The sequence below is a fragment of the Lentibacillus halodurans genome (assembly GCF_900112045.1).
GTDB lineage: Bacteria > Bacillota > Bacilli > Bacillales > Amphibacillaceae > Lentibacillus > Lentibacillus halodurans.
The window spans coordinates 1-10,662 of the sequence record NZ_FOJW01000026.1; the positions used below are offsets into that span (position 1 = coordinate 1).

Sequence of the window (10,662 nt, forward strand, 5' to 3'; positions counted from 1 at the left end):
GAGTTTAAGAACAAGCTCATCGACCAGGCATTAGAGACATTTGACATCGAAAGATCCCTTAGTAACAGGGGCACACCGTACGATAACGCCGTTGCGGAGGCAACATTTAAAACAATCAAGACGGAATTCGTTTATGGCCGTGTATTCACTTGCCAACATGAACTTGACTATGAGCTTTTCGATTATGTGAATTGGTTTAACAATATTCGGATTCATGAATCATTAGATTACTTAACACCGTCTGAATACAAGTTGATGCACCTTTAAAAATTTGTTCAGTTTAGTGTTGACATTCCAATATTATAATTTTGAGAGGACGTGATTGTGATGCATATAACCAATCATCCAATCTTTACAAAGGATGATAGTAAAACAATACAATTCTATTTTAATAATAAGCTTTTAAATGCAAAAGAAGGTCAGACTATTGAAGCTGCAATAATGGCCAACGGAATTGACGACATTATTTTTCAGCTTTATTACTGTAATTATCACTATTGTATATCAAGTCTTTTTAGAAAACGATGGCCTAAACGGTAATATATATGATTGGGCTAACTCTCTGTGGGCAAGTTTCACGGTAATGTTTTTGTTCTTTAATGTTCTGTTTATTTTAACTTCTTTTTTAATATTTTTTGCTAATGATGAAGAGTAAAGCATCCCAGCAAGGGGTGCTTTTTATTTATTTATTTATGAAATTTTAGGGAATTATGGAATTGATAATCAATTCTACTAAAGGATTAACGAGAGATTTCTCAGCCATCATGTCATATATATTAGGAATCTTATATGTCTTAATTAAACAATTCACCCTTGAAATAGTAGAGACTTTATCTATAATTCAAGCCTTCAACGATTGGGAGCGTTTGTTTAAGAGGTAACGTTTCCGTATGAAAGGATTTATGTGAGGTGAAAAACCTCACATAAACCTCACAAATTTCAATAAAAACACGAAATGAGTGAAAGCAATTTCGTATTTTATGTTCCCGATGTAATTCGTTACAGAGAATTCGTATTTTCCATTTTATTGGCAAAGCTTATTATTATAATAGGTACTTCTGATTTCTGAACTTATCTAACAACTGATTTTTCAAATCTTTAATTAATTAAAGGAATTTTGATCATTCTTGTCGAATAATTACTAAAATACAAATCAGAGAGTTGTTATGCGATATGGTTAAGCTTATTACAGTTGAAAGGGCCAAGAAAGAAGTCCAGAGGTTGCAACATTTCATAGATCTTGCTGAGTCCTACAAGTCAGATACGCTTAATAAGTGGATTATTAAAGAGTATGCTTATACCAATAGCATTAAAAAGGTAGTAGAAAAAGCTAACTCAGAAAGTCTCACTGTTAAAGGTGAGCCACTAAGTAGAGAATATGCTGTATCAGTCATTAACGGTAAAGCAAATGACGAACTCCATAGGATACTCAGGAGAGGTTATAGATTAAAAATTAACGTTTCCGCATTATAGAGAAAACTTAGTTAAAGTGATTCGTTCCAACATTAATCGATTAATCGATTAATAATCTGTAGCGTGTGCTTCAAAATAACGTAATATTATTTGATCACCCCTTTCCTTAAATATATCAATTCTCCTTTAAGACCTTTTGAGAGTAATTATCCAATTGTATTATAATATGGTTGAACTTTTCAGTACAGAAATAAAAAACGTATATATATTGTGAAAAAGGCTGCGGTTGCTATATAATTGTCTTAATATTTAATCCTGATATCCACTATTCTTAACCTTGTTTGTATCCGTGGTAGTGTGTTTTATGGCGGATGGAGAAAAAATTATGATGCTTTCTTTTATAAGCGCGTGGAAATAGTTAGTAAGGAATTGGAAAGAAAGCTAATGTAATAACGAATCTTTAAAGACCTGAACTTCATTCCACTTAAACGATTATAATCTGGTGCTGCGGGCAAGCTTGTTACAATCGTAGAGGGGGTGAAGATTTAAGAGTAGATGATTCGAGCAGGTAAAATAGGTTTCTTATAACGGGGTCTGAAGATTAGCAATAAAGAGTAGAAAGCATGGTAGCTGAAATTAAGTTGATAGAATGTGTTGTTTGGGAAAAATTATATCGGATGGAGGATAATAATGGAAGAACAGGAATTTGAAATGCTAAAGAATAGTAAATTTTTTGTAGGGTCAAAAGACTGGGTTCATGATTATTTTAGTGAAAACTAGTGACCACTCATTTTTGGTTGACCACAGAAATGACCACAGTTTGACTAATTCAAAACAAATGTTCGCAAATAATGATTGAGTAAAATTATCCTTTAAGAAATAATTTTAGAATAAACAAATACTAAAAAATTAACGTAATCAGTTATAATTAAACGGGTTATGTAATAAACACGCCATAACGGTTATTTACTAAGGCTAAAGCGTGTTTTATTATTGACAAACTATAATTTTAATTCTTGGTAGCTAAATTTTTTATAGCAGCCTTCTTTCCAAGCACCAAGGGTTTGGGTATCTCCTGTTAGACAATTGTGCGTGACGTTTAGCGGTTAGTTAACTAAACTTTTGAAAACGCCTTACATTTATAGATTATTTAAAGCTTTCGCTACTTCAGCTTTAATTCGAGTTTCTACCATATAAATAGGTCTAGAAACAACAAAAAATCAATTCAACCCCAATTCAACCCCAACCCATAGAATTCTTTAGTATGGTAAAGCAGGTGAGGAGAGATAATAAAAAAGGCCAAATCCATTGACAATAAAGGGATTTGACCTTGATGTTTTAAAGCGTCCCAGGCAGGATTCGAACCTGCGACCTACAGCTTAGAAGGCTGTTGCTCTATCCAACTGAGCTACTGGGACATGAAATATGTATGGAGCGGGTGATGGGGATCGAACCCACGACATCAGCTTGGAAGGCTGAGGTTTTACCACTAAACTACACCCGCACGATAATGGAGTTAAGTAATTTTGTTTTTCACGAACTTGGTCATGTTCGCTACGTTGTTTGCTCCCAACTTTGAAGCATGCGCATTTTTTGACGGACAAAGATTATTATATGTACTTTTAATTGGTTTGTCAATAGTTTGCAATAATATTTAATAAATGGCAGTAAACGTATTGTATGTGATATACTATGTAAATTAAAATCTTAATATATACCTCGGCTGCTGCAGGTGACTGCAGGTTTTATTTTGTGTAATTCGGGTATGGCTATTTGTTAGGGTTTTTTAACTGGAACAGGAAGAGGTGAATGTATGGAGAACAGCCAGGAAAAAGTCATTCTTTTCCCGAAGTGGCGGATGGCTTTAGAGAAAGAAAGCCTTTTGGCACTTAAAGAGAAGAAATATGAAGAAGCGCTGGAAAAGCTTGATCAGTTATTGGGGTTTGGTGTTCAGAATCATGAAATTATCATCGGCAAGTTAATGTGTTTGATGGAACTGAATCGATATAAGGAAGCTCAAGATTTTTGTGAAGCATTATTAATACATAAAGACGAACATTATTATCATTATGTTCATATTTACTTAACGATTTTATTTCAGACGAGTCAATACGAATTGTTAATGAATCAAGTTGTATTGGAATTTAACGCCAAGACGATACCCGATGACATGAAAGAGCAGTTCCAGCAGTTATATGATATGAGCAGCAAAATGCAGCAAGAAATCCGGATTGAAAAGACGCCTGCATACATAAATGATTTGTTTAAGGCAGTTGCAGAAGAAAATCATGCATATCAATACACGTTAGTCGAACAGATACGTAAAATGGATATTGATCCGGCAGAGCGATTACAGTCACTTCTGGCTGATGACAGGGTCCATCCAGTAACCAAAACAGCCATTTTTATATGGTTGCAGGAAAAAGGTATTTCAGAAAAAGTTTTGATACATAAATTAGGTGCAGAGCTAATAATAGCCCCGGACAGCGTATCAAAGTTAAGCTCTCACCCGGTGATGAAACAAGCATTATTGATCATTAACGAGCACGAACAGGAAAATCCAACCTTGTTTCAATTTATGGAACAACTTTTGAATCATTACCTGTATGTCAAGTATCCGATTATGCCAAAGGAAGATGATATCTCGTTTGTAGCTGCAGCGTTAACCAAAATAAGTGAAGATTATTTGGATATACATACGAAAAAAAGGGCAGCCGAAGATGAACATGTAACCCAATATATGGAAGAGATTAAAATGTGCGAAGCTTTATATTCCACCATTATAGAGGTGTGAACTAGCAAATCAGATACCTGTAATGCTTGAAAGGCCGCATATTTATGTTATAATGAGATGGTTGCAAATTTGCTCATTATCAATCGATATGATTTTCATCGACCGTCATTATTAAAGGAATAATAGATTTTGGAGGGTATGTTATGTCAGCAAAATGGGAAAAACAAGAAGGGAACCAGGGCGTACTGACGATAGAAGTTAGTGCGGATGAATTTGATAAAGCTTTGGATCAGGCTTTCAAAAAAGTTGTAAAAGATGTTCAAATCCCCGGCTTTCGTAAAGGGAAAGTACCGCGCAAAATTTTTGAAAAACGTTTTGGTGTAGAATCCCTTTATCAGGATGCAGTGGATATTGTACTGCCTGACGCTTATGTGAATGCTGTTGAAGAAACGGGCATTGAACCGATTGAGCAGCCGGATGTTGACATTGAAGAGATTGAAAAAGGAAAAGATCTTATTTTCAAGGCTACTGTTAATGTTAAACCGGAAGTTACATTAGGTGATTATAAAGGTCTGGAAGTGGAAGAACAATCAGTTGAAGTGACTGATGATGATGTGGACCACGAAATTGAACACCAGCGTGAACATCATGCCGAATTGATTGTCAAAGAAGAAGGGACAGTTGAAGAAGGCGACACTGTTGTGATGGACTTTGAAGGCTTTATCGACGGAGAGGCATTTGAAGGTGGAAAAGGTGAAGACTACTCACTGGAAATCGGCTCAGGTCAATTTATTCCGGGATTTGAAGAGGAATTAGTCGGCACAGCTTCGGGGGAAGAAACAACGGTTAATGTAACATTTCCTGAAGATTATCATGCTGAGCATCTGGCAGGAAAAGAAGCCGTATTTAACGTAAATATTCATGACATTAAAACAAAAGAACTCCCGGAGTTAGATGATGAATTCGCTAAAGATGTTGATGAAGAAGTTGAAACACTTGATGAATTGAAAGAGAAGAAAAAAGAAGAATTGCAAAGTCAAAGAGAACAGGATGCTGAAAATCAAAAGCGGGAAACATTGATCGATAAAGCCTCCGATAACGCAGAAGTGGATGTTCCAGATGCCATGGTTGAAACGGAATTGGATCGTATGCTTCAGGAGTTCGAACAGCGTCTGCAAATGCAAGGTATGACTTTGGACATGTACTATCAGTTCTCCGGCCAGGATAAGGATGCATTGAAAGAACAAATGCGCGAAGATGCGGAAAAACGCGTCAAAACGAATTTAACACTTGAAGCTATCTTCAATGCAGAAAACCTTGAAGTAACGGATGAGGATGTAGAAGAAGAGCTAAGCAATATGGCATCTATGTACGGTACTGATATAGACCAGCTGAAGCAAATGCTCGGTGGAAATACCGATGCACTTAAAGAGGATCTCAAAGCAAGAAAGTCAATCGAATTTTTGGTTGAGCATAGTAAAACCGTGTAATTTTTGCCAGGAAACAAGTTGAATAAACAAGTGAAAGCAAGGTGCGAAAGCTCGTACCTTGCTTTAAACTTTAAATTAATTTTTGTTATCTATCTCGTCCACTTAACATACGCTAATGAAAGAACGAAATTATATTATGCTGCTCTGTTTATCCCTGATGACATGCATCGTCAGTATATGCCTCTGTGACTTGTTTACCAAAATACTCCGTCATAAAATGAAGTTGAAGAAGAGTTATTATTTTGTTTTCACATTTTGATTTGATATGATGACGTTAAGTTAAAATGTACACAAAAAGATAAGAGCAGATTTAAACTTTTAGGAGTGAAAATGTAATGTTTAAATTTAATGAAGAAAAGGGACAATTAAAATGTTCATTCTGCGGAAAAAGTCAGGATCAGGTGCGCAAATTAGTAGCTGGTCCGGGCGTTTATATATGTGATGAATGTATTGAGCTCTGTACGGAGATTGTAGAGGAGGAACTTGGCACAGAAGAAGCAACTGAGTTTGAAGAGCTTCCGAAGCCAAAAGAAATTAACGAGACCCTGGATGATTATGTGATCGGTCAAGAACAGGCCAAAAAGAATTTGTCTGTTGCCGTCTATAATCATTATAAGCGTATTAATACACCTAAAAATAATGCTGACGATGTGGAGCTGGCAAAGAGTAATATCGCTATGCTTGGTCCGACTGGTTCCGGTAAAACCTTGCTAGCTCAAACACTTGCAAGAATCTTGAATGTTCCATTTGCAATGGCCGATGCAACGTCACTGACAGAAGCAGGCTATGTCGGGGAAGACGTTGAAAATATTTTGCTGAAATTGATTCAGGCGGCAGACTATGATGTTGAAAAGGCGGAAAAAGGCATCATTTATATTGATGAGATTGACAAGGTTGCCCGCAAATCAGAAAACCCTTCCATTACGCGTGATGTGTCAGGGGAAGGTGTCCAACAGGCGCTCCTTAAAATATTGGAAGGAACGGTTGCCAGTGTCCCTCCACAGGGCGGACGCAAACACCCTCATCAGGAATTTATTCAGATCGATACAACCAATGTATTGTTTATTGTCGGCGGAGCCTTTGATGGTATCGATCAAATCATTAAACGACGCTTAGGAAAAAAAGTGATTGGTTTTGGTTCGGAGGATACACAGCAGGATCTGGACGAAAGCGAATTGCTGCAGAAAGTGCTGCCGGAAGATCTTCTCCGATATGGTCTGATTCCTGAATTTATTGGCAGAATTCCGGTTATTGGCAGCCTTGCACCACTGGATGAGGATGCATTGGTCGAGATTCTGACAAAACCAAAGAATGCACTTGTGAAACAGTATGAAAAGCTCTTTGAAATTGATAATGTTGAACTTGAGTTTGAAGAGGAAGGACTCAGGTCAATTGCCAATAGAGCGATTGAACGGAAAACCGGAGCACGCGGATTGCGGTCAATCATTGAAGGCATCATGGTGGATGTGATGTTTGAGCTTCCTTCGCGTGAAGATATTGAAAAATGTATTATTACAAAAGATACCGTTGAGAAAGAGAACGGGAGACCGAAATTGGTATTCCGTGATGGTACTGTACAAGATGAAAATGAAAAACTTCCGAAAGAAAGTGCATAATTAAAAATGAATGAAATGTAATATTTCGGGACTGACATTCGTTTGATTCCTCTTTACAGGCTTTTCAAAAAAAAGAGGAGCTGACTGTTGAATGTCAGTCTCTTTCTATGTATTGTTCTGATGTGAGTAGTTTTTATTTTGTCGGGCAACATAATTGTCAGCCATGATTATTTACAAACGAGCAAGTTTTCTATAGACTTTAACCAATAAAGATACTTACATAAAGATTCCAGTAATGATGGAGGTACATACATTATGACAAAAGAATCCATACAACTGCCCCTCCTGCCATTGCGCGGGTTACTCGTCTTCCCGTCCATGGTATTGCATCTGGATGTTGGACGGGATAAATCCGTTGCTGCCCTGGAAAAAGCGATGATGGGGGATCAAACCATCTTTCTAGCTGCCCAGAAACAAGTAAGTCTGGATAATCCGGAAGAAAAAGATATTTATCGGATAGGTACATTGGCATATGTCAAACAGATGCTGAAACTGCCCAATGGTACAATACGGGTATTGGTGGAAGGTCTTCGCCGCGGGGAGATAAGCCGTTTTATCGATGAAAATGAGGAATTTACAGTAGAAATAGATGAACTGGAAGATGAACACGGCGAACAAAACGAAGAAGAAGCACTTATGCGATCACTGCTAAAACAATTTGAACAGTACATCAACGTTTCCCAAAAAGTAACGAAAGAAACGTTAGCTACCGTTTCCGATATTGATGAACCAGGCAGACTTGCCGATATCGTTACATCACACTTGTCCCTGAAAATAAAGGACAAGCAGGATTTATTGGAAATGGTGAATGTGAGAGAGCGTATACAACACCTGATTCAATTGATATCCAACGAAAAGAAGGTCCTTGATCTGGAAAAGAAGATCGGTCAGCGTGTCAAAAATTCGATGGAAAAAACACAAAAAGAGTATTACTTGCGTGAACAATTAAAGGCCATTCAAAAAGAGCTTGGTGAAAAAGAAGGTAAATCCGGTGAAGCAGAACAACTGAGAGAACAGGTTGGAAACTCGGATATGCCGGAACGGATCGCTGAAGTTGCCATGAAAGAACTGGACCGGTTTGAAAAGGTACCCCAAAGCTCTGCCGAAAGCTCTGTTATCCGCAATTACATTGAATGGCTCCTGGCACTCCCGTGGACCGAAAAAACAGAGGATACGATTGAGATCGATTATGCAGAGGACATATTGGATGAAGATCATTACGGACTGGATAAAGTGAAAGAACGGATACTCGAGTATCTCGCTGTCCAAAAATTAACACAATCCATCAGAGGACCAATACTTTGTCTTGTCGGTCCCCCGGGTGTCGGTAAAACGTCATTGGCTAAATCAATTGCCCGCTCAATCAATCGGAATTTTGTCCGGATTTCTCTGGGAGGTGTTCGTGATGAGGCTGAGATCCGCGGTCACCGTCGCACTTATATTGGAGCAATGCCCGGCAGAATCATTCAGGGAATGAAAAAGGCAAAGACAGTCAATCCAGTATTTTTGCTGGATGAAGTTGATAAAATGGTCAGTGATTTTCGCGGTGATCCGTCTTCAGCGATGCTTGAGGTGCTCGATCCGGAACAAAACGGTAACTTCAGTGATCACTTCATCGAAGAAACGTATGACTTATCAAATGTATTGTTTATCACAACCGCTAATTATGTTAATAACATTCCGGGGCCATTATTGGATCGGATGGAGCTTATTACGATAGCCGGGTATACCGAAGTGGAAAAACTGCATATTGCAAAAGAACATTTACTACCAAAACAGCTGAAAGAAAACGGACTGAAAAAAGGAAATCTGCAACTTCGTAATGAAGCCTTGCTGAAATTGATTCGAACATACACACGCGAGGCTGGAGTACGAAACCTGGAGCGTCAGCTGGCCAAATTGTGCCGAAAAGCAGCGAAAATCATTATTTCCGGCGAGAAAAAACGTGTGATTGTAACTGAAAAAAGTATAGACGAATATCTGGGAAAACCTCTTTTCCGATACGGTCAAATAGAACAGGAGAATCAAATTGGAGCAGCTACCGGCTTGGCCTATACAGCTGCTGGCGGTGATACATTATCGATTGAAGTTTCCCGTTATCCCGGAAAAGGCAAGTTAACCCTTACCGGCAAACTGGGTGATGTCATGCAGGAGTCAGCCCAGGCTGCATTCAGCTATATCCGTTCACGAGCTGAGGAACTGAATATTAGTCAAGACTTCCATGAAAAAAATGACATCCATATTCATGTTCCTGAAGGTGCTACACCAAAGGATGGTCCTTCAGCAGGTATTACGATGGCAACGGCGCTTGTATCTGCATTTACCGGCAGAGAAGTGAAAAAAGAAGTCGGCATGACAGGTGAAATCACATTGCGAGGCCGTGTGCTGCCTATCGGGGGATTGAAGGAAAAATCGCTGAGTGCACACCGGGCAGGTTTAACAACTATTATTATACCGGCAGAAAATGAAAAAGATATTGAAGATATACCCAAAAGTGTACGAGAAGATTTGACATTTATTAAAGTGAATCATTTAGATCAAGTATTAAAACACGCATTATCGGAGGAGAAACATGAAAGTAACTGATGCTGAAATTGTGATAAGTGCGGTCAGCCAAAAACAGTATCCGGGCGACCGGCTTCCTGAAATAGCACTGGCAGGTCGTTCAAATGTCGGGAAATCATCGTTTATCAATCAACTCATCCAACGGAAAAATCTGGCCAGGACCTCATCCAAACCAGGCAAAACACAAACATTGAATTTTTATAAAATTAATGGCATGTTTTACTTTGTTGATGTTCCCGGATATGGCTATGCAAAAGTGTCCAAAAAGGAACGGGAAAAATGGGGCGTCATGATGGAGGAATATTTTGAAACGCGTGATGTACTGAAGGCATGTGTGCTTATAACAGATAGCCGTCATGAGCCAACAGAAGATGATGTATTAATGTACGATTATTTGAAGTATTATGAGGTCCCGGTGATTGTGATTGCAACAAAACTGGACAAAATTCCAAAAGACAAACGCGCGAAACATGTAAAACAGACATATCAAATATTGGAAGTGGAATCGGAGGATATTGTCATTCCTTTTTCGGCGGAAACCGGCGAGGGAAAGGACGATGCCTGGAGCGCCATCAGACAATATATATAGCTGGTCAGACCCAAAAATAATCCATCCCGGTACCCTGAAGGGGTGGATTATTCTGCTTTAAAAAGCAGTAAGTTTCCTAATACCATGTTAACACTTCCGACTCTATTCGCGCCTGCATGATACAGGTCACAAAGGCGTTGCTACAGGACAAGGAAAGCTGCGATTCTGTTCAACTAACATATAGCGGGGAAGACCGCTCCGCTATATGAAGTTTCACTTTACCCCGCATCTAACAGACAGTAAAACCCCAGAGAA

Annotated in this window: 8 protein-coding genes and 2 tRNA genes; 8 read left to right on the forward strand and 2 right to left on the reverse strand. The window is 38.5% G+C overall.

Annotated elements, in window-relative coordinates:
* From BM195_RS17805 to BM195_RS17815, 3 genes are all read left to right on the forward strand, one after another.
* Positions 1-267: IS3 family transposase (locus BM195_RS17805; protein ID WP_139224009.1), on the forward strand; the 267-nt coding region annotated here is incomplete at its 5' end.
* Positions 268-327: 60 nt separating this feature from the next.
* Positions 328-540, forward strand: coding sequence for a 2Fe-2S iron-sulfur cluster-binding protein (locus BM195_RS17810; RefSeq protein ID WP_090241635.1), 213 nt, complete (start codon positions 328-330; stop codon positions 538-540).
* A 633-nt stretch (positions 541-1,173) separates the two neighbouring features.
* Complete coding sequence (locus BM195_RS17815) at positions 1,174-1,473, forward strand: hypothetical protein (protein ID WP_090241640.1); 300 nt, start codon at positions 1,174-1,176, stop codon at positions 1,471-1,473.
* A gap of 1,284 nt (positions 1,474-2,757) precedes the next feature.
* Here the strand turns inward: BM195_RS17815 and BM195_RS17820 are convergent.
* A tRNA-Arg gene (locus tag BM195_RS17820) sits at positions 2,758-2,831 on the reverse strand.
* A gap of 12 nt (positions 2,832-2,843) precedes the next feature.
* A tRNA-Gly gene (locus BM195_RS17825) sits at positions 2,844-2,917 on the reverse strand.
* 309 nt (positions 2,918-3,226) lie between these two features.
* On the opposite strand from BM195_RS17825, the gene BM195_RS17830 reads away from it, so the two are divergent.
* The 5 genes from BM195_RS17830 to yihA all read left to right on the forward strand — a co-directional run bounded on the left by BM195_RS17830 (position 3,227) and on the right by yihA (position 10,407).
* Complete coding sequence (locus BM195_RS17830; RefSeq protein ID WP_090241643.1) at positions 3,227-4,207, forward strand: tetratricopeptide repeat protein; 981 nt, start codon at positions 3,227-3,229, stop codon at positions 4,205-4,207.
* Between the two features lie 143 nt (positions 4,208-4,350).
* A complete protein-coding gene (gene tig / locus BM195_RS17835) occupies positions 4,351-5,637 on the forward strand; it encodes a trigger factor (protein WP_090241646.1) in 1,287 nt (428 codons plus the stop codon).
* Between the two features lie 335 nt (positions 5,638-5,972).
* Complete coding sequence (gene clpX / locus BM195_RS17840) at positions 5,973-7,253, forward strand: ATP-dependent protease ATP-binding subunit ClpX (RefSeq protein WP_090241651.1); 1,281 nt, start codon at positions 5,973-5,975, stop codon at positions 7,251-7,253.
* A gap of 255 nt (positions 7,254-7,508) precedes the next feature.
* Entirely contained in the window at positions 7,509-9,839 is a 2,331-nt protein-coding gene (lon, locus tag BM195_RS17845) for an endopeptidase La (protein ID WP_090241655.1), read from the forward strand.
* Positions 9,826-10,407, forward strand: coding sequence for a ribosome biogenesis GTP-binding protein YihA/YsxC (gene yihA, locus BM195_RS17850; protein ID WP_090241657.1), 582 nt, complete (start codon positions 9,826-9,828; stop codon positions 10,405-10,407). Before lon ends, yihA begins: the two co-directional genes overlap by 14 nt.
* The last annotated feature ends 255 nt before the right edge of the window (positions 10,408-10,662 follow it).

What these genes read in the sequence shown, in the direction of transcription:
- BM195_RS17810 (WP_090241635.1), top strand. Translation starts at nt 328, where the DNA reads ATGCATATAACCAATCATCCAATCTTTACAAAGGATGATAGTAAAACA.
- BM195_RS17815 (WP_090241640.1), top strand. Translation starts at nt 1,174, where the DNA reads ATGGTTAAGCTTATTACAGTTGAAAGGGCCAAGAAAGAAGTCCAGAGG.
- BM195_RS17830 (WP_090241643.1), top strand. Translation starts at nt 3,227, where the DNA reads ATGGAGAACAGCCAGGAAAAAGTCATTCTTTTCCCGAAGTGGCGGATG.
- tig (WP_090241646.1), top strand. Translation starts at nt 4,351, where the DNA reads ATGTCAGCAAAATGGGAAAAACAAGAAGGGAACCAGGGCGTACTGACG.
- clpX (WP_090241651.1), top strand. Translation starts at nt 5,973, where the DNA reads ATGTTTAAATTTAATGAAGAAAAGGGACAATTAAAATGTTCATTCTGC.
- lon (WP_090241655.1), top strand. Translation starts at nt 7,509, where the DNA reads ATGACAAAAGAATCCATACAACTGCCCCTCCTGCCATTGCGCGGGTTA.
- yihA (WP_090241657.1), top strand. Translation starts at nt 9,826, where the DNA reads ATGAAAGTAACTGATGCTGAAATTGTGATAAGTGCGGTCAGCCAAAAA.